The 19,458-nt window shown below is 46.5% G+C and carries 13 protein-coding genes; 10 read left to right on the forward strand and 3 right to left on the reverse strand.

The genetic code is table 11. The features are described 5' to 3' along the window. The first annotated feature begins 513 nt into the window (after positions 1 to 513). Positions 514 to 3,855 (forward strand): DEAD/DEAH box helicase family protein, encoded by a 3,342-nt coding sequence (locus tag ACR0QT_RS13815; protein WP_432631280.1) that lies wholly within the window; start codon positions 514 to 516, stop codon positions 3,853 to 3,855. 159 nt (positions 3,856 to 4,014) lie between these two features. Here the strand turns inward: ACR0QT_RS13815 and ACR0QT_RS13820 are convergent, their stop codons facing one another. After that, positions 4,015 to 4,854 (reverse strand): aldo/keto reductase, encoded by an 840-nt coding sequence (locus ACR0QT_RS13820; RefSeq protein WP_432631282.1) that lies wholly within the window; start codon positions 4,852 to 4,854, stop codon positions 4,015 to 4,017. Positions 4,855 to 5,125: 271 nt separating this feature from the next. On the opposite strand from ACR0QT_RS13820, the gene ACR0QT_RS13825 reads away from it, so the two are divergent. The 6 genes from ACR0QT_RS13825 (at position 5,126) to ACR0QT_RS13850 (ending at position 10,448) form a co-directional block, all read left to right on the forward strand. Continuing rightward, the gene (locus ACR0QT_RS13825) at positions 5,126 to 5,920 is read left to right on the forward strand and encodes a LysR family transcriptional regulator (RefSeq protein ID WP_432631283.1); all 795 of its coding nucleotides are present in this window, start codon (positions 5,126 to 5,128) and stop codon (positions 5,918 to 5,920) included. A gap of 204 nt (positions 5,921 to 6,124) precedes the next feature. Beyond that, positions 6,125 to 7,021, forward strand: coding sequence for a LysR family transcriptional regulator (locus ACR0QT_RS13830; protein WP_432631284.1), 897 nt, complete (start codon positions 6,125 to 6,127; stop codon positions 7,019 to 7,021). A gap of 281 nt (positions 7,022 to 7,302) precedes the next feature. Next, complete coding sequence (locus ACR0QT_RS13835) at positions 7,303 to 7,776, forward strand: flavodoxin (RefSeq protein WP_308450865.1); 474 nt, start codon at positions 7,303 to 7,305, stop codon at positions 7,774 to 7,776. A gap of 61 nt (positions 7,777 to 7,837) precedes the next feature. After that, positions 7,838 to 8,605, forward strand: a complete 768-nt coding sequence (locus ACR0QT_RS13840; protein WP_432631285.1) for a carboxymuconolactone decarboxylase family protein — start codon at positions 7,838 to 7,840, stop codon at positions 8,603 to 8,605. Between the two features lie 271 nt (positions 8,606 to 8,876). Further along, positions 8,877 to 10,064 (forward strand): sodium/glutamate symporter, encoded by a 1,188-nt coding sequence (gene gltS, locus ACR0QT_RS13845; protein WP_432631286.1) that lies wholly within the window; start codon positions 8,877 to 8,879, stop codon positions 10,062 to 10,064. 183 nt (positions 10,065 to 10,247) lie between these two features. After that, on the forward strand, positions 10,248 to 10,448 hold the full coding sequence (locus tag ACR0QT_RS13850; RefSeq protein ID WP_432631287.1) for a hypothetical protein: 201 nt from the start codon (positions 10,248 to 10,250) through the stop codon (positions 10,446 to 10,448). Positions 10,449 to 10,673: 225 nt separating this feature from the next. Here ACR0QT_RS13850 and ACR0QT_RS13855 read toward each other — a convergent pair whose 3' ends face one another. Next, entirely contained in the window at positions 10,674 to 12,467 is a 1,794-nt protein-coding gene (locus ACR0QT_RS13855; RefSeq protein ID WP_432631288.1) for a [FeFe] hydrogenase, group A, read from the reverse strand. Next, positions 12,461 to 14,293: an NAD(P)-binding protein gene (locus ACR0QT_RS13860; protein ID WP_432631289.1), complete on the reverse strand. Its 1,833-nt coding sequence runs from the start codon at positions 14,291 to 14,293 to the stop codon at positions 12,461 to 12,463. Before ACR0QT_RS13860 ends, ACR0QT_RS13855 begins: the two co-directional genes overlap by 7 nt. A 380-nt stretch (positions 14,294 to 14,673) precedes the next feature. Between ACR0QT_RS13860 and ACR0QT_RS13865 the strand changes: the two genes are divergently transcribed. The 3 genes from ACR0QT_RS13865 (at position 14,674) to ACR0QT_RS13875 (ending at position 19,231) form a co-directional block, all read left to right on the forward strand. Then, positions 14,674 to 15,009 (forward strand): cupin domain-containing protein, encoded by a 336-nt coding sequence (locus tag ACR0QT_RS13865; RefSeq protein WP_432631290.1) that lies wholly within the window; start codon positions 14,674 to 14,676, stop codon positions 15,007 to 15,009. A 299-nt stretch (positions 15,010 to 15,308) separates the two neighbouring features. Beyond that, positions 15,309 to 16,766 carry an extracellular solute-binding protein gene (locus tag ACR0QT_RS13870; protein WP_432631291.1) on the forward strand — a complete coding sequence of 486 codons (1,458 nt, stop codon included), beginning with the start codon at positions 15,309 to 15,311 and terminating at the stop codon, positions 16,764 to 16,766. Next, positions 16,763 to 19,231, forward strand: a complete 2,469-nt coding sequence (locus ACR0QT_RS13875) for a GGDEF domain-containing protein (RefSeq protein WP_432631292.1) — start codon at positions 16,763 to 16,765, stop codon at positions 19,229 to 19,231. Before ACR0QT_RS13870 ends, ACR0QT_RS13875 begins: the two co-directional genes overlap by 4 nt. Positions 19,232 to 19,458 lie beyond the last annotated feature (227 nt).

Here is a 19,458-nt window from a genome sequence, read left to right on the forward strand (position 1 = left end):
AAATCAAAAATTGTATGTCTCGAAATCCTGCAAAAAACGGCTAAATTCAGCTGTATAAATCCATTTTTGTAGGTTTATTACTTCTTTTCTTGAGAAAATCATAAGAAAAGTGTAATTGGAAATAAGTGGGGATAGGTTGTCTGTGGGCGCGCTCCGGAGACTGAGAAGATCCAATGCGAACCCGTGCGAAGCGCCGGTGTTTAGACCGCGTATTTTGCGGTCTTATGCACCGTTGCGCTGAGCCCGGAGTGCGAACGTGTTCGCATGGATTTTACTCAGTTGACGGAGCGCAAAAGAAAACATAGTGGAATATCAAAAAAATATGATGGGGGTGTCAAGGAACACATAGTAGTGTGCCACTAAAAAACAAATTACTCATCCTAAATACAAGCATTATACATGGAAATTGTGGACAGATTCACAAATATGAGAATTAACAATATAAAAATCCCAAAATAGTTCTTGCAATCTTTCTGCTAAGCAGGCAAAATAAATTTATGGGAGGTACAAAGGATGACGAATTTTGATTTTTTAAAGAAAGAATCCCAATTTGACGGCTTTTCGGATGTGGCGATTGCAGCGGAACGAATTTTAATGATCGATGCGTCTTCGTCCATCATAAATTGCCGTCGTGCGATGGAATTTGCGGTCAAATGGATGTATTCCGTGGATCGTTCTCTTATAAAACCGTGGGATGATAAATTAGTCAGTTTGCTGAGCACGGAGGAATTTCGCGATATTGTTGGAGAGGATCTCTGGAAGCGCCTCGACTTTATCCGAAAGATCGGAAATCTGACGGCTCATGCCGGAAAGAAAGTGACGAAAGATCAGGCGATCGTGTGTCTGGAAAATCTTTTTGTCTTTATGGATTTTGTGGCATATTGTTATGGTCATGATTATCAGGAAGGCACATTTGATCCATCTCTGTTAGAGAAAGAAATAAAGGCAGAATCAGCCCTTGAACAGGCGGATGAGACTGGAAAAACTGCCAAATTCTCTTTTGACGGCAAAGAGATTGATCTGGAAGCTCTGATTAAAGAAAATGCAGCCTTGAAAGCAGAGCTGACTACGCGTCGTGAAGAACAGAAGCAGACCTATGTACCGAAACCGTTGGATATTTCCGAGTATAAGACCCGAAAGATTTACATCGATACGATGCTGGAGGATGCCGGCTGGATTGAGGGAAAAAACTGGCTGAACGAGGTCAGAATTTCTGGAATGCCGAACAAAAGTCAGACGGGATATGCAGATTATGTTCTTTATGGGGATGATGGTCGTGTGCTGGCAGTCATTGAGGCAAAGAAAACTTGTGTGGATGTGAGCAAGGGACGCCAGCAGGCAATGTTGTATGCAGATCTGATTCAGAAACAGCAGGGACGTCGCCCGGTCATCTTTTTGACGAATGGATTTGAGACTCGAATTTTGGATGGAAAATATCCGGAGAGACGAGTCGCAGCATTTTATTCCAAACGAGATCTGGAAAAATTCTTTAATCTTCAGGCGATGAGAACAGATTTGTCAAATGTGCAGATCAAAAAAGAGATTGCAGGGCGTTATTATCAGGAAGGTGCAATCAAGGCAGTTTGCGATCGCTTCGGTAGAGAGAATCGCCGGAAGGCACTTCTTGTGATGGCAACCGGATCAGGAAAAACGCGAACGGTGATTGCGCTGGTGGATGTCCTTTTGCGTCATGGCTGGATCAAAAATATTTTATTCCTTGCTGATCGGACAAGCCTTGTGACTCAGGCAAAACGTAGCTTTGTGAATTTGCTTCCGGATCTCTCTGTCACCAATCTGTGTGAGGAAAAAGAAAACTATCAGGCGCATTGCGTTTTTTCCACCTACCAGACGATGATGAACTGTATTGACGATGTTCACGACAAAGAGGGAAAATTGTTTACCTGCGGGCACTTTGACCTTGTGATCTGTGATGAGGCGCATCGCTCGATCTATAATAAATATCGGGATATTTTCAAATATTTTGATGCTCCGCTTGTCGGGCTGACGGCGACTCCGAAAGATGAGATTGATAAAAATACCTACGAGATTTTTGAATTGCAAAATGGAATTCCGACCTACGGATATGAGTTGGCTCAGGCGGTAAAAGATGGATTTCTGGTGGATTTTATGTCGGTTGAGACAACATTGAAATTCATGAAAGAGGGAATCTCTTATGATAAACTTTCCGATGAGGATAAAGCGATTTATGAAGCGACATTTGAGAACAGCGAGAAAAAGATTCCCGATCGAATTGTGCCGTCTGCTCTAAACGACTGGATTTTTAATGAGGATACGATTCGGAAGGCATTGGATATTTTGATGACAAATGGTCTTCGCGTGGACTATGGAAACAAAATCGGAAAGACGATTATCTTTGCGAGAAACCATGACCATGCAGAGAAAATCTTGGAAGTATTTGGAAAAGAATATCCGCATCTGGGAAGTGATTTTGCAAAGGTAATTGACAATCACATTAAGTATGCACAGAGTGCGATTGATGAATTTTCTGATCCGAAAAAAATGCCTCAGATTGCGATTTCCGTTGATATGTTGGATACCGGAATTGATGTGCCGGAAGTTTTGAATCTCGTCTTTTTCAAACGCGTTATGAGTAAAGCAAAATTCTGGCAGATGATTGGTCGAGGAACCAGACTTTGCCCGGGTGTGCTAGATGGAAAGGATAAAGAGAAGTTTTATATTTTTGATTTCTGCAATAACTTTGACTTTTTCCGGGTGAATGGAAAAGGAAAGCCAGCGACGAATACGATTGCGGTTCAGAGTGCGATCTTTAATCTGCAATTTGAGATGGCATTTAAACTTCAGGAATTAAAACATCAGACCGCACGTCTTAACGCATATCGAGATGCACTGGTTACAGCCATGAGTGAAAAGGTGCGAAAGTTAAATCGGGAAAACTTTGCGGTTCGCCAGCATCTAAAATATGTCGATCGTTATTCACTGCGGGAGAATTATCAAACGTTGACATACGCCAATACTCTGGAAGTGCGAGAAGAGCTGGCACCTCTGATTGAACCGGAAAAGGATGATGCAAAGGCACTGCGATTTGATGCACTGATATATGGGATGGAGCTGGCAGTTCTTGCGGGAAAATCCTGGGGGAGATTGCGTCACGATTTGGTTCAAAAAGTGACGGGAATTGCGAGTGTGGCAAATATTCCGGAGATCTCGGCGCAGAAGGAGTGGATTGAAAAAATCCTTCATACGGACTATTTGAGCGGTGTGACGGTTGAGGAGCTGGAAGAAATTCGGAAGCGTTTGCGAGATCTGATCAAATATATTCCGACTGAGAAGATGCATTATGAGACGAATTTTACAGATGAAATTCTCTCGATCGATTGGAAAGAATCAGAACTTGAAAATGATGATTTGAAGGATTATAAAGCGAAAGCAGAATACTATGTTCGCAATCATCTAGATCAGGAAGCAATCAAAAAGTTAAAGGAAAATGTTCCGCTCACAAAGGCAGATATAGATGAGCTGGAAGAGATTTTGTGGAGCGAAATCGGAACGAGAGAGGACTATGAAGCTGAGTATGGACAGAAGCCACTTGGAGAATTTGTCAGAGAGATTGTGGGTCTGGATATGATGGCAGCAAAGCAGGCATTCGCGCAGTATCTGGATGAGACAAATTTGGATAGTCGACAGATTTATTTTGTGAATCAGATTGTGGAATTCATTGTCTGCAATGGAATGATGAAAGATTTATCTGTTCTTCAGGAATCACCGTTTACCGATCAGGGAAGCATCATAGAACTTTTCAGTGACGATCTGAGTGTGTGGATGGGAATTCGATCTGTGATTGACCAGATCAATGAAAATGCGTTTGTGGCATAAAGGTGAGATCGGTTTTGTTGCCATGTGTTGATTGAAGTTGATGGAATCGGATAAGGAATGTAAAAGGCGCCTGCTTTGTGCAAGCGCCTTTCTTACTCCTTAAAAAATACAAAAAATCAATGCGATTTTTTGATGCACTCTGGCTTTTATCAGTATTTATTAAAGAATCGACATAAACCACTCTACGGTCTTCGGGTCGTAGTGGGAGAAGAAGAGGCTCTCACCGCCGTCTAAGGCTTCGATTGCGCCCATATCCTCTGCACTCAGAGTAAAGTCAAAGATGTCGAAGTTCTGTTTCATTCTGTCTTTGTGAACGGACTTTGGGATGACAACGACATCGCTCTGGATCAGGAAGCGCAGGGCAACCTGAGCGGAAGTCTTGCCGTACTTTTTGCCAATCTCAGTCAGGACAGGATTCGTGAACATGTCCTTGCGTCCCTCAGCGAACGGTCCCCAGGACTCGATCTGACAGCCGTACTTCTGAAGATACTCTTTTGCGACTTTCTGCTGCTGGAAGACATGAGTCTCAATCTGGTTTACAGCAGGCTTGATCTCTGCGAAATGCTGAATATCAAGATAGCGGTCCGGACCAAAGTTGGAAACACCAATTGCGCGGAGCTTACCTTCCTTGTACAGCTCCTCCATTGCGCGGTAGGTTCCGTAGTAGTCACCGAACGGCTGATGGATCAGCAGAAGATCGAGATAGTCGGTGCGAAGTTTCTTTAAGGATTCCTCAATCGAAGCCTTTGCCTTCTCATAACCGGCGTTGGTGATCCATACCTTTGTGGTCAAGAAAAATTCCTCACGCGGAAGACCACACTCGCTGAGTGCCTCGCCGACACCCTCCTCATTGTAATAAGCCTGAGCGGTATCGATATTGCGGTAGCCGATCTCGATTGCGTCGAGAACACAGCGCTTTGTCTCTTCCGGCGGAGTCTGGTAAACGCCATAGCCGAGTTTCGGCATCTTGATTCCATTGTTCAATGTAACGTATTCCATAATCTTAAACCTCCAATTCTAAAAAATTTAAAAATGATTTCAAAGATAGAGTGAGTGTCATTCATGACAAATTTGATGAATTTCTTGATTCCTACTTTACAGCGCTTTTTCCAAAATGTACACTATGGATATCGCAACCTGCTTTGCAGAAAATGAAAAGTGAGCAGAGCAAAGGAAAAATGAGTTAAGTGAGATTAGAGAAAAATAAAAAAATAAAAAACGAAGAAATCAAAAAGATCAAAAGATCGTGAAAATGATAGAGGGTGAGAGAATGCTGGACTTAAACGAGTTAGCTCAGTTTGTGGCATTTGCGGAGCTTGGAACACTGTCGAAGGTGGCGGAGCAATTTCACATTTCCACACCATCGGTCACGCGCTCGATGCAACATCTCGAGGAGAGTTTTGGGGTGACACTGTTTGAGCGGGAAAAGAATCGGATCGAGCTGAATGAGACCGGAAAAGTGGCGGTAAACTATGCGCGAAGTCTCTTGCAGTCTGCGCAACGGACGATTACGCAGGTGCAGGATTTTGATTTGAAACAGAAAACCATTTTTGTCAAATCGTGTGCGCCGGCGCCGATGTGGGAACTCTTAAAAAAGCTGAATATGAAACAGCCGGGACGGATGATCTCGTCGGTAATCTGCCAGAACGAGGAGGTTTTGAGTGCGCTTGAAGATGGCTCCTGTGACATCGGAATCTTGCCGTTTCCGGTGGAGCACGGTTGCCCGTTTATGGAGGAGCATCTGTTTGTCTGTGTGCCTGTGGATCATGAGCTGGCGCGTCATGAGACGCTGACATTTTCACAGATCAATGGGTTTAATTTTCTCTTGAAAACAGAACTTGGATTTTGGGATACGCTGTGCCGGGAGAAAATGCCGGCTTCCAAATTTCTGATTCAAACAGAGGAAGAAGTTTTTGATGAGCTTGTGGAAGCCTCCTCGCTCCCGTGTTTTACAACCGACTATATTCAGCATCAGAATGAGGCATATGCCAATCGAGTCAATATTCCGCTGTCGGATGCGGAGGCAAATGTGACGTTTTATCTGGTGGAGAAGAAAACGAGATAACGATGAGATGAGAAATCAAAAGAGGATAGATCAGCGGGATGGATGTTATGTCATAGGGCAGATATTGTGCTAAAGTGATATAAAGGTGATACAAAGGCGATATAAGTAGAGTAAATGCAGAGTAAACATAGAAAACACAGAGCCAATATAAGGTAATGTAAGGCAATATAAGGTGATATAAAGCGAATATAAGGGGAATGATTCATGGATTTGAGAGTACTGCGCTATTTTTTGACAGTTGCAAGAGAACAGAGTTTTACGAAGGCGGCAGAACAGCTGAATATCACACAGCCGACGCTTTCGAGACAGCTTGCAGGGCTTGAGGATGAGCTTGGGGCGAAACTTTTTGACCGCGGTGGTCACAGCATTACGCTCACAAATGAGGGTCTGCTTCTGAAACGGCGGGCGCTTGAGATGGTGGATTTGGAGGAGAAAATCCGAAGTGAGTTTAAGAGTGACGATGAGTCGATTGAGGGAAGAATCACGATTGGATGCGGGGAATTTATGGCGGTGGAAGTGCTTGCGGAAATCTGCAAGCAATACCGGCAGAAATATCCCCTTGTCCAGTTTGCAATCCACACGGGAACTGCGGACACGATCTCGGAGATGATGGGACGAGGACTTGTGGATATTGGGCTCTTTTTTGAGCCGGTCAGCACCGAGGGTCTGGATTACATTCGGATTCATGGGAGTGATCACTGGGTTGTGACGTTGCGCGCGGATGATCCGCTTGCGAAAAAAGAATTTATCACGAAAGAAGATCTGATCAACCTTCCATTGATTGTACCGGAGCGCACGAATGTCCAGAGTGAGCTTGCAAACTGGTTTGGATCAGACTTTAGTAAGATTAATATCGTATTTACGAGCAACCTCGGCACAAATGCGGGGGTGATGGCGATACATGGTCTTGGTTATCCGGTCTCGATTGAGGGGGCAACCCGGTATTGGGATAAAAATTTGATTGTTCAGCGCAGACTTTATCCGGAAACGAGAACAAGCACCGTGATTGCATGGAGGAGAAATATCCCGTATTCTCCTGCGGTGAGCCGTTTTATCGAGGAGATCACCACCTATCAAAAACATGAAAACGAAAATACTTAGTCCCCGTACACGGGTAGAAACTTTTTGAATTATAAAAGAAAACATAACAATGCTTATGAGGCATAAACTCTCATGTAAAATAGGTATTAGACATAATGAGACCGAAGATTATATAATAAATATGCGCGTAATGATACGGTGCTGTGCAGGGGACAGAATAGGTAGACAGAAATGATAGGCAAGCAAACTTGTGCGCAGGAAAAAACTTAGTTTCATTGCGTGCAGACAAAAAAGATCTGTGAGCAGAATGTGATTGATTCATAAAGTAGGAGGTATCAGCAATGAAGAAGAGAGTTGTAGCATTTTTCAGTGCAAGTGGAGTGACAAAGAAAGTAGCTCAGATGATTGCAGAGGCAGGGAACTGTGATCTGTATGAGATCACACCGAAAGTACCGTACACGAGAGCAGATCTGGATTGGATGAACAAGAAATCCAGAAGCAGTGTTGAGATGAGTGACAAGAAGATCAGACCGGAGATTGCGGGCGAGGAGTTCGCTGTCGAGAATTATGACGAGATCATTCTGGGATTCCCGATTTGGTGGTATGTTGCACCGACGATCATCAATACATTTCTGGAAAAGTATGATTTCTCCGGAAAGAAGATTGTTCTGTTTGCAACTTCCGGTGGAAGCGGATTCGGCAATACCGTCAGAGAGCTTCAGCCGTCTGCACCGAAGGCAGAGTTTGTTGAAGGTGGACTTTTGAACAGAGCCAACAAGCAGGAAGTTGAGAAATGGTTGCAGTCCGTGGACTGATAGATGTGAATTAGAAGTTCACAGATAGATTAAAAATTCACAGAAGGGAAGGAATGGAACAATGGCAAAGATTGTACAGACAGCAGGAAGAAATGCACTCGGAGAGTTTGCTCCGGAGTTTGCCCATTATAACGATGACGTTCTCTTTGGAGAGAACTGGAACAATCAGGATATCGATGTGAAGACCAGAAGCATTATCACCGTGGTTGCACTGATGGCTTCCGGAATCACGGATTCTTCTCTGAAATTCCATCTCCAGAATGCAAAGGCACATGGTGTGACTCAGAAGGAGATTGCAAGCATCATCACCCATGTTGCGTTTTATGCAGGATGGCCGAAGGGCTGGGCTGTTTTCAACCTTGCAAAAGAGGTTTGGGATGTCAATGAGGGCGATCTGCCGTATGAAGATGAGGCGATGAGAGCTCATGCAAAATCAATGGTATTCCCGATCGGAGAGCCGAACGTGGCATACGCAAAGTACTTTATCGGACAGAGCTATCTTGCTCCGGTATCGACAAGCCAGGTTGGAATCCACAATGTGACATTTGAGCCGGGATGCCGAAACAACTGGCATATCCATCACGCAAAGAGCGGTGGCGGACAGATCCTTGTCTGCGTAGCCGGACGCGGATATTATCAGGAAGAGGGCAAGGAAGCCGTTGAGATGAAGCCGGGCGACTGCATCAACATTCCGGCAGAGGTAAAGCACTGGCACGGAGCAGCTCCGGACAGCTGGTTCAGTCATCTTGCTGTTGAGGTACCGGGCGAGGAGACCTCGAACGAGTGGTGCGAGCCGGTAACCGATGAGGAGTACAGCAAGTTAAAATAAGAGAAAATGTACTACAACATTTACATTGTGCTTGAAACAAGTGAATATTTGTGATAAGATAAAGACCGAAAAGGCAGGAAACAAGACGGGAAGTGTGACATGCACTTCCTGTTTTTTGTATGACAGGAAATTGCGTCCTATCATACAAAAAATGCTCCGCGAGGGTACAAAGCGCCAGTGGCGCTTGTTATGCACCGACCGAAGTGGAACGAAGAAGTGCACTCGGCGCAGGGGAAAATAGCCTTGGGATAAGGAGGTCTGTGAGAGACAGATGGAAATAAGACTGGATATGTATCAGACGATTGCGCTTGCAGTTGTCGCACTGATGGTGGGGCGATTTTTACGGCGAAGATGCAGATTTCTCGATAAATTCTGTATCCCGGCTCCGGTAATTGGTGGAGTTGTGTTTGCCGTGTTCACCTGTATCTGTTATGCGACGGGAATCGCGGAGTTTTCGTTTGACGATACGCTCAAAGAAGTCTGCATGGTATTTTTCTTCACATCAGTGGGATTTCAGGCGAACTTGAAGGTGTTAAAGAGTGGCGGAAAGGTATTGATTGTATTTCTGGGACTGATTGTGGTCCTGATTTTCTGCCAGAACCTGCTTGCAGTCGGACTTGCGAAAGTTCTTAACATCAGTGTACTGACCGGACTCTGTACCGGATCGATCCCGATGGTCGGAGGACATGGAACGGCGGGCGCATTTGGACCGATTCTCGAAGGATTTGGAGTTGAGGGAGCGAGCACACTCTGCACCGCAGCGGCAACCTTCGGTCTGATTGCCGGAAGTGTGATGGGCGGACCGATCGGAAGACGTTTGATTGAGACGAAGGATCTCTTAAAGACGGCTGTGTTGGAGGATGACAGTCTGCTGATCGAGGATGAGATCAAGCACGAGCGCCATGTGAGCATGTATCCGATGGCAGTGTACCAGCTGATCATTGCGATGGGAATCGGAACGATTTTGTCTCATCTGCTCTCGCTGACAGGGCTGACGTTCCCGATTTATATCGGAGCGATGATTGCAGCGGCCGTGATGCGAAACATCGGAGAGTACAGCGGAAAGTACACGACTTACATGGGCGAGATCAATGACATCGGCGGAATCAGCCTTTCGCTCTTCCTCGGAATTGCGATGATTACGCTGAAACTCTGGCAACTTGCGGATCTTGCGCTTCCGCTCTTGATTTTGTTGACGGGACAGGTTATTCTAATGTTTGTATATACCTATTTTGTGGTATTTTTCGTGATGGGCAGAGACTACGATGCAGCGGTTATGGCATCCGGTGTCTGTGGATTTGGAATGGGAGCAACGCCGAATGCGATGGCAAATATGCAGGTGGTCTGTGAGAAATATCTGCCGTCAGTCAAGGCGTATCTCCTGATTCCGCTTGTCGGCAGTCTGTTTGCAGACTTTTTAAACAGTCTTGTGATTACATTGTTTATCAATATCCTGTAAATGTCCCGTAACGATGAACAAGGGACAAAACAAGGATAAACTAAGGAGAAATCAAGGAGAAATAAAGAACAAACGCGACTGTGAAGATACTGAACCACTGAACCGTTACGAATAAACAAAAGATAAAACAAAAATAAGAAAGCAAGACAAACAGGAAAAAGGGGAAGAAGGGGGAGCGCAGGAATGTTGTTCTGGAAAAAGAAGAAAGCACAGGAGACAGAACAAAAAAAGGATTCCTATCAGGTGGAGAGTGAGAATCTTGCTGTTCCGGAGATTCATACGGTGGCAGGAAGGCATCCGGAAGAAGTAGAACACAAAGATGAACCCATCAGCTACGACGACGTGGCGATTCCGGAGATTCACATCAAAAGGACTCCAAAGTAAAAAATAAAATAAAATACAAACAAGACACAAATAAAGTACAAAAATACAAAAACAAAATTAGAAAAACACAGAAATCAAAGAAAACACAGAAATCAAAGAAATCAAAAAAACAAATAAAACAACGAATACAAAAATAAAACGAAGAAGAACCGGTCTTCTGCCAGTAGAGCAAAAGAACCGGTTCTTTTTGTGTGCCAAGGCACATTCTTATTTATTACGGAAAGATTATCCCTGAAGTCGGATGTTCGGGTTGATCACATGACCATTTCGGTCACGGCGCGGGCTTAAAGGCATCTGCCAGCGATAGTGATCGGTGTGGAGAAGCATGTGTGCCTTGTGGCTTAACGGCTTCTCGAAGAAGTTGTTGTACAGATCCCAGACATCTGGATTCATGTGGGAGTAGCGGATGCTGGCATTTCGGTCTAAGAAGTACAGGTTCTGACCACGTTCATATGCCATCTCATATCCGTCGTGCTGAGGCTGTCCGCCACCGCCGACGCAACCGCCCGGGCACGCCATGACTTCGACAAAGTCATAGTGCTTTTCTCCGCGCTCAATTGCGGTCAGAAGCGCGCGGGTATTTGCAAGTCCGCTGACTGCCGCAATTCTCAGCTGGCGACCGTTTAAGTTGAATTCTGCCTCAGTCAGCCCCGTGCTCTCAGAAGAAGCGCGGACATTCTCAAACGCATCCGGCTCACAGTTCTTTCCCATGATCGAGAAGTAAGCGGTGCGCAGAGCTGCCTCCATAACGCCACCGGTTGCACCGAAGATCACACCGGCGCCGGAACCATCGTGGAAGAGGCGGTCAGGCTCGACATCCTTGAGCAGTGCCGGCAGAATGTTTGCACCGCGGATCATGCGGACAAGCTCTCTTGTCGTGATGACACAGTCGGTGTCGTGACCGGCATACTCCTCATAGTAGAGTTCCATCTCGGCCTCGCCCTTCTTTGCAAGACACGGCATCACAGCGACGGAGAAGATGTCCTCCGGCTTCTTTCCGAGCTGGTCGGCAAAGTAAGATTTCATCACAGCGCCGAACATCTGCATCGGAGATTTTGCAGTTGAGAGCTGAGGAACAAACTGCGGGAACTCACTCTTCACAAAGCGAATCCATCCCGGACAGCAGGAGGTGAACATCGGGCGACCGCCAAGTTCGCCTTTCTGCATGCGCTCAAGCAGTTCGTTTGCCTCCTCCATGATTGTTAAGTCAGCGGAGAAGGTGGTATCAAATACATAGTCGGCGCCCATTTTTCTCAGGGCATCGAAAATCTTTCCGATCGTGGCTTCCTGACGGGAGAGACCAAGTCCCTCGCCCCATGCAGCGCGGACAGCCGGAGCAACCTGAACGACGACAACACGGTTCGGGTCGGCAAGGGCGCGCCAGAGTTTCTCGGTGTCATCGCGCTCTCTGAGTGCGCCGGTCGGGCAGTGCGTGATACACTGACCGCAGAGTGCACAGTCTGCCTCGCGGATCGTGCGGTTGCAGGTGACATTGATTGTGGAGCGGGCACCGGTTCCCTCGAGATCCCAGATGTCGAGGCTCTGAATCTTGTCGCAGACCTGGATACAGCGCATGCACTTGATGCACTTTTCAGAATCGCGGATCAGCGGGAATGTCTTATCCCATGGCTGTTTCTCAAGACGCTCTCCAAAACAGCATTCCTGAATGTTCAGATCATTTGCAATCTTCTGGAGCGGGCAGTTTCCACTTCGCACGCAGGTTGCACACTTGCAGTCGTGCTGGGAGAGGATCATCTGAACCGTCAGACGGCGGTCAAGCCGTACTTTCGGGCTGTTGGTGTAGACGACCATGCCCTCCGCAACCTTGGTGTTACACGCAGTCAGCAGGCGTTCTTTTCCCTCGACTTCCACCACGCAGACACGGCAGGCGCCGATGTCGTTTAAGTCTTTCCAGTAACACAGATGTGGGATGTTAATGCCGAGTGTTGCGGCTGCCTCCATCAGGGTTGTGCCTTCCTGCACAGAAATCGGATGTTTGTCAATCGTTAAGTTTACCATAATCTCTCACGTCCTCCTTTAAAGATTCCGAAGCCGAAATGGTCACAGCGGAGGCAACGTCCGGATTCCTGTGCAATTTCTTTTTCGCTCATGCAGTTCTCGACTGCATCAAAATCGTTCTTTCGCTCACATGCTTCCCGCTCAGTCAGTTCCACGCGTCCGCATGGAGTCGGATCACTGATTTCCGGTTCCGGGATCTCGACATCGCAGGTGATGTCGTGGTGGTAGCCGAGGTATTCGTCGATGTTTGCGGCAGTTACCTTTGCGGCGGCGATTGCCTTGATAACCGTCGCCGGACCGGATGCGCAGTCACCGCCTGCGAATACGTCGGGGATTCCGTTGAATCCGCCGTTCGGGAGGGTGATGATCTTTCCGCGTTCAACCGGAATTCCGGATTCCTGATAGTGGCTGGTCTCGATGTTCTGACCGATTGCGACGATCAGAGTCTGGCACGGGATCACGTATTCCTCTGCACCGCTTGCAGTCACGGAAGCACGTCCGTCCTTGATCTTGCTGATCATCTGCGGGGTAACGCGAAGACCGCTCACATGACCACTCTCATCGAGCTCGATTCCGGCAGGTGCAACGAGGGTCTGAAGTTCTACACCCTCGGCGATCGCGGCCTCGATCTCAGCCGGCAGAGCCGTCATATCTGCGACACGGCGACGGTAGACGATGCTGACCTTCTTTGCGCCGAGACGGACTGCGGTGCGGACAGCGTCCATCGAAACGTTTCCACCGCCGACAACGGCAACGTCCTGACCGGTCAGGTCGATATTATTTCCGAGGCTCACATTTCTGAGAAAGCCGACCGCAGACATGATGCCCGGTGCATCCTCGTTTGGCAGACCGAGTTTCTTGTCGGTGGAAGCACCGATGGTGATCAGAACGGCATCGTAGTCTCTTCGAAGGTCATCGAGTTTGACATCCACACCGATCTTTACATTGTGAATAACCTTGACACCGGTTGCAAGGATTGCGTCCGTGTCTTTTTCAAGCTGATCCTTCGGCAGACGATAGTTCGGGATGCCGTAGCGGAGCATACCGCCGAGCTTTGGAAGCATCTCAAGAACGGTGACCTGATGTCCCATCAGCTGAAGATAATAAGCGGAAGCAAGTCCGGATGGACCACCACCGACGATTGCAACTTTCTTTCCGGTCGACGGAGCGCATGGTGGCGGTGGAACAGTGCCTGCAAGGTCGGAGGCAACGCGCTTTAAACCGCGGATATTGACGGAGGTGTCAACCATGTTTCGACGACAGCGAGCTTCACACGGATGCTCACAGATAAAGCCACAGGTGGATGGGAACGGATTGTCCTTGCGGATCAGCTGAATTGCGTCAGCATATCGTCCGGCGTGAACGAGGGCGATATAACCCGGAATATCGACATGAGCTGGGCAGAGTGCAACACACGGAACCGGCTGAGAGGTCATGCAGGTACAGCGCTTGTTGCGGATATGTCCCTCAAAATCATCTCGGCAGGTATGGGAAACTCGCCATACCATGCGCGCCGCCTCATAACCGATCGCACAGTCGGCAGTCTGCATGATCGAAGCAGCAGTCTCCTCGATGAGGTCGAGCGTATCGTAATCGGCTTCGCCGTTGAGAACGTCGGTCAGCATGTGCTTGAGCTGGAGAAGTCCAACACGGCAGGGGGTACATTTTCCGCAGGTCTGTGCGTGACACATCTCGATAAATGCTCGCGTCATATCGACGGGACAGAGACCTGGCGGGCTGGCAACAATACGCTGTTCCAGATTTTTGTAAAGACTTTCGATCATCAGCTGGTCTTTACCGGGGGTAAATAATTCTAATCGGCTCATATGATGTTCTCCTGTTTCTATATGATGAATTACCACATTAAAGATTTCCGTTTGAAAGATACTTGTTTGAAGATTTTCAATTGAAGATTCTTAATTAGATTCTAATAAAGATTCTAAAATAAAAAAATCCGTATTTTTTGAAAAATTTTCTGTATTGTTTCTCAATAACAAGTGTAAGAAGAGTATAACATGAAAATAGGAAAAATGCACTAATTGTCAAAAACTAAACGGAGAAAATAAAAAAAGATGCACAAGTTTTTTGGAAAAGTCCTAAAATGGACATAGAAAACAAGAACTATGCGTGATAAAATAGAAAACGGGAAAGAAACTGAAGAATTTTTCAAATAAGCCTGTAAATTTAAGCGTATGGAGGGAAAGAAATGTTAGATCAGAGATGGGTATTTCATCAGGATGTAAAGCCGGAGAAAGCGGGCGAGGGAGTGACGCGCCGGGTACTGGCTTACAGCAAGGATTTGATGTGCGTGGAGAACACCTTTCAGGAGGGAGCTGTCGGAGCACTTCATCATCATCCGCACACTCAGATTACTTATGTGGTCAGCGGAGAATTTGAGTTTGATATTGATGGGGAGAAGCACATCGTGAAAGCGGGAGATACGATGCTGAAGATGAATGATGTGGTACATGGATGTGTCTGCAGAAAAGCAGGAATCCTCCTCGACATCTTTAATCCGATGAGAGAGGATTTTGTAAAATAAAAATTATAAGTTTTTCTTTATATTTTATTTAAAAGCGGGGAAAGGCAAAACATCCGTAAAATCTGTTACCGCCTGTGCGATGTATAAATGGTAACAAATATATATGCGAAATGAGAGGGAAAATAGGGAGATTTTCTTGACAGAGCAGATATATTCTGATAATTTAAGACATAGAAGCATTGTGGGAATAGACCGCGAAGATGGGATCGGCTTTTGGAAGAGAATCCGATCCCATTTTGCATATTCAAAGATAGAATCGTAGAGGATATTTAGAAGGCGTCAAAAGGCGGTGGGAGAATATGAGAAGAATTTGCAAAAGGTGGGCATATGGAATTTTGTTCGCGACCGGACTGTTTTTGACCGGTTGCAGTATGGAACAGATTGGAGCGGGAAAAAAGGTTGAGAAACTAGATCCCAAACATCCGGTGACGATTACCGTGTGGAATTACTACAATGGCGCTCAGATGCAGGCGTTTGAGACTCTGGTCGAAGAGTTTAATGAGACAGAGGGCGAGAAAAAGGGAATCTATGTGGATGCTCACAGCATGGGAAATGTCAATGAGCTGGAGAACAATGTACTCGATGCAGTGAAACGCAAGGTCGGCGCAAGTGAACTGCCAAATATTTTTGCGGCCTATGCCGATACGGCTTATACGGTTGATCAGCTTGGTTATGTCGTCGACATTCGCCCGTATCTGTCTGAGAAAGAGCAGAGCCGTTTTGTGGAGAGTTATCTGGAGGAGGGTGCTTTCTCGAATGATGGAAGCCTGAAGATTTTTCCGATTGCGAAGTCCACAGAGGTGTTTATGCTGAATAAGACCGACTGGGATCGTTTTGCACAGAGCACGGGCGCAAGCCTGGATGATTTAAAGACGATTGAGGGAATCACACAAGTCGCGCAGGAGTATTATGAGTGGACGGACAGCCTCACACCGGAACCGAATGATGGAAAGGCATTTTTCGGAAGAGATGCGATGGCAAATTATATTTTGACCGGTGCGCGCCAGCTCGGTGTGGAGATCTTTTCGATGAAAGATGGAAAGGTTACCCTGAATTTTGATCATGATGTGATGCGTAAGATCTGGGACAATTTTTATATTCCGTTTGTGAAGGGATATTTCGGGGCGTCCGGAAGATTTCGGAGTGACGACATCAGTACGGGAAATCTGATTGCCTTTGTCGGTTCTTCCTCGGGAAGCAGTTTCTTCCCGGAAGAGGTGATTTTAAGCGACAATGAGAGATATCCGATTGAGTTGGAGGCATTGGAATGTCCACGATTTGAGAATTCAGAGAACTTTGCTGTTCAGCAGGGCGCGGGAATGGTTGTCACGAAGACGGATGAGAAATCAATCTACGCCTCGATTGAGTTTTTAAAATGGTTTACCCAGGATGATCGAAACATTCAGTTTGCAGTGGCTTCCGGCTATCTCCCGGTCACAAAAGAGGCAAACAACGTCGATCGGATTTGTTCGGAGATGGGAGAGGAGTCCACGAATCTTCCTGTTCTTCGTGCGGCGGTAAATACGATCAACCACAATCAGCATTATACGATGCCGGCATTTGAAAATGGAACGGATGCGAGAAATGTCTTGCAGTATTCGATGTCAGACCGGGCAACAGCGGATCGTCAGGTTGTTTTGGAGCGCATGCGAAATGGAATGAGCTTAGAGGAAGCAACGGAGAGTTTTGTGAGTGATGACTGGTTTGAAAACTGGTATCAATCTGTAAAAACACAGCTGGAGAATCTGATAAAATGAGTGAAGACGAAAACAGAAGCACAGATGAAAAGACAGATGAAAATACAGAAAAAACGGCGAGTGTGGCGCAAAGGATTTTAAGAAAGTTTGCCAAAAAGAAAAAAGGAGATACGGAAAGGACGAGGGAGACAAAAAATCCGAATGCCCCGAAGAACATTCCGGTTCTTTTGAAACTTTTGCTTCCGATGATTCTGCTTGTCTCAGCGGAAGTGGCGATCTTTGCGGGAATGATTTTTGGCGGAGATCTGATCTCCTACATGGAGCAAAATGAGAAGACGATTCTGAAAGAGCGTGTCATCAATCGAAAGAGTTATCTGGAAAGAAAGATGATTTTGCGCTGGTCGGATGTGTCAGATACCGTCTCGTCAATCAATGGGATCACCTCGGATCTGCTTCATATAGGAAAAATTTCATTGAATACGCTGGATGACGGTTCCGCAGAGGCACTCCCACTTCTGCGTCGGTCGGCGCCACTTCTGATTGACCTGATGCGAAACAATGAGGTGACAGGTGCGTTTTTGATTTTAAACACCGATGATCTTCGGGAGTCTGAAAATCAGGGGATTTATAATGATAAGCCGGGAATCTATATCCGCGATTATGATCCGGATGCTCATCCCTCTGATCGAAATGAGGATCTGATTTTGAAATATGCACCGGCTGAGATCGTAAAAACTCTGAATATTTCCCTTGGACGACTCTGGGAACCACAGTTTTCATTCAGAGAAAAAAGGGAATACGATGACTATTTCTATGAGCCGTATCAGACGGCTTTTGAGATGCAAAATCCTCAGAAAATGGCAGTTTCTGACCTCGGATACTGGAGTCTGTCACACAGACTCGACAGAGAGGACAAGGATGTGATTTCCTATTCTGTGCCGTTGGTTCTTCCGACGGGCAGGGTGTATGGAGTTCTCGGAGTGGATCTCACGATCGATTATCTCAAGACTTTGATTCCGTCGAGAGAGCTTTTGAATGGAAATGCGGGGTCGTATCTGCTTGGCGCAGAAAATGAGGACGACGGTGTATTTTATCGTGCAATGGTAAATGGTCCTCTGTACAATCAGGTTTTGAAGGAAAATGACAGCTGGACGATTGACTGGGATGGCGATGATGCGCTGATTGAGAATGGACAGGGAAAGAAGATCTACTGCGATGTCGAGTATCTCAATCTCTATAACAGCAATACACCATTCAGCAATCAGCGGTGGGCGCTGATCGGGGCAGCAGAGACAAAAGATCTCTTCATCTTTTCTGATCGCGTGATTCAGGTTCTGATTCGAGCACTTCTTCTGATGATGGGCGTCGGAATTGCCGGAGGAACCTTGATCAGTTCGATGATCTCACACCCGATTGCTCATCTGACAAGAAATGTGCAGAGGGCGCGCCCGTCGGTTGGAATTCAGTTTGACCGGACAGGAATCCGTGAGATTGATCTTCTCGCAGAGAGACTGGAAGATTTGAACCAGGAAATGTTCTATGAGGCAGAGAGAATCGCTCATATCATCAATATGACGAGCGTTCCGATTGCCCTGTTTGAGACGAACCGTGAGGAGAACAGTGTCTTTCTCACGGACAAGTTCTTTGAAATGTTTGAGATGGACAGGGAGATCAGCGAGGATCTGACGATTCAAGAGTTTGAAAAAATCATAAAAGACCTTGAACCATATAGAAGAAATTCCAGACAATATATCGATGAGAAAAAGCGTCAGGAGCGCATTTACAAGATTCCGGTTCTGCAAAGGGAGGAATCAGAGAAAGACGGGGAATCAAAGGCAGAGACAGGTACGGAAAAATCGACGGAGAAAAGCAGCGTGAAGGGAGAACAGAAAGAGAATTCGGTATCTCCGGTATCTGTGCGCTATATTCGGATGACGCTCAGCGATGATGGAAACCGATGCATTGGACTTGTGGAAGATGTTACGGACACGACGCTTGAGCGAAAGAGCATTGAATTTGAGCGAGATCATGACTTGCTGACCGGTATTTTGAACCGTCGAGCCTTCTTGAGAAAGATGCAACAGCTCTTTGATCAGGGAGAACCTGTTCTGAAAACGGCAGCTCTTCTGATGATCGATATGGATGAGCTTAAGTTTGTCAACGATACCTATGGTCACGAGTTTGGAGATCGGTACTTAAAGACGGCGGCACATTGTTTTCAAAGTTCAGTGCCGGAGGAGAGTGTGGTATCGCGACAGTCTGGTGATGAGTTCCAGATCTTCCTTTATGGATATGAGACGGAGGAAGAGGTTCGGGAGAAGATTGAGATCCTCAAGGAGAAGATTCGAGAGGCGTCTCTGGATCTTCCGGATGGAAGGAAACTGTCACTGCGACTCTCTGGCGGTGTGGCATGGTATCCGAAGGACAGCACTGAGTATGAACAGCTGAGAATCTATTCCGACAGTGCGATGTATGAGGTGAAGCACAGCACAAAGGGTGCGATCAAGGATTATAAGAAGGCATAAGGCGTGCAGGGAGTCAGATGAGAAGCTGAGAAGATGTCAGCAGAGCGGATTAATGATTAAAATCATGTGCCGAGTTGATCGGAATTTATAACTCAGAGTGGATGTCCCCCTCCTCTATAGGTGGGGGTATCACAAACTTTCTCAGGAGGGGAGACAATCCCCTTCTGAGTTATACGCTCCGCGAGGATGCGCAGTGATTTTGATAAGAAGATGTCAGCAGAGCTGAC

This window comes from Brotaphodocola sp. (assembly GCF_050873365.1).
GTDB lineage: Bacteria > Bacillota > Clostridia > Lachnospirales > Lachnospiraceae > Brotaphodocola.

What these genes read in the sequence shown, in the direction of transcription:
- ACR0QT_RS13815 (WP_432631280.1), top strand. Translation starts at nt 514, where the DNA reads ATGACGAATTTTGATTTTTTAAAGAAAGAATCCCAATTTGACGGCTTT.
- ACR0QT_RS13820 (WP_432631282.1), bottom strand. Translation starts at nt 4,854, where the DNA reads ATGGAATACGTTACATTGAACAATGGAATCAAGATGCCGAAACTCGGC.
- ACR0QT_RS13825 (WP_432631283.1), top strand. Translation starts at nt 5,126, where the DNA reads ATGCTGGACTTAAACGAGTTAGCTCAGTTTGTGGCATTTGCGGAGCTT.
- ACR0QT_RS13830 (WP_432631284.1), top strand. Translation starts at nt 6,125, where the DNA reads ATGGATTTGAGAGTACTGCGCTATTTTTTGACAGTTGCAAGAGAACAG.
- ACR0QT_RS13835 (WP_308450865.1), top strand. Translation starts at nt 7,303, where the DNA reads ATGAAGAAGAGAGTTGTAGCATTTTTCAGTGCAAGTGGAGTGACAAAG.
- ACR0QT_RS13840 (WP_432631285.1), top strand. Translation starts at nt 7,838, where the DNA reads ATGGCAAAGATTGTACAGACAGCAGGAAGAAATGCACTCGGAGAGTTT.
- gltS (WP_432631286.1), top strand. Translation starts at nt 8,877, where the DNA reads ATGGAAATAAGACTGGATATGTATCAGACGATTGCGCTTGCAGTTGTC.
- ACR0QT_RS13850 (WP_432631287.1), top strand. Translation starts at nt 10,248, where the DNA reads ATGTTGTTCTGGAAAAAGAAGAAAGCACAGGAGACAGAACAAAAAAAG.
- ACR0QT_RS13855 (WP_432631288.1), bottom strand. Translation starts at nt 12,467, where the DNA reads ATGGTAAACTTAACGATTGACAAACATCCGATTTCTGTGCAGGAAGGC.
- ACR0QT_RS13860 (WP_432631289.1), bottom strand. Translation starts at nt 14,293, where the DNA reads ATGAGCCGATTAGAATTATTTACCCCCGGTAAAGACCAGCTGATGATC.
- ACR0QT_RS13865 (WP_432631290.1), top strand. Translation starts at nt 14,674, where the DNA reads ATGTTAGATCAGAGATGGGTATTTCATCAGGATGTAAAGCCGGAGAAA.
- ACR0QT_RS13870 (WP_432631291.1), top strand. Translation starts at nt 15,309, where the DNA reads ATGAGAAGAATTTGCAAAAGGTGGGCATATGGAATTTTGTTCGCGACC.
- ACR0QT_RS13875 (WP_432631292.1), top strand. Translation starts at nt 16,763, where the DNA reads ATGAGTGAAGACGAAAACAGAAGCACAGATGAAAAGACAGATGAAAAT.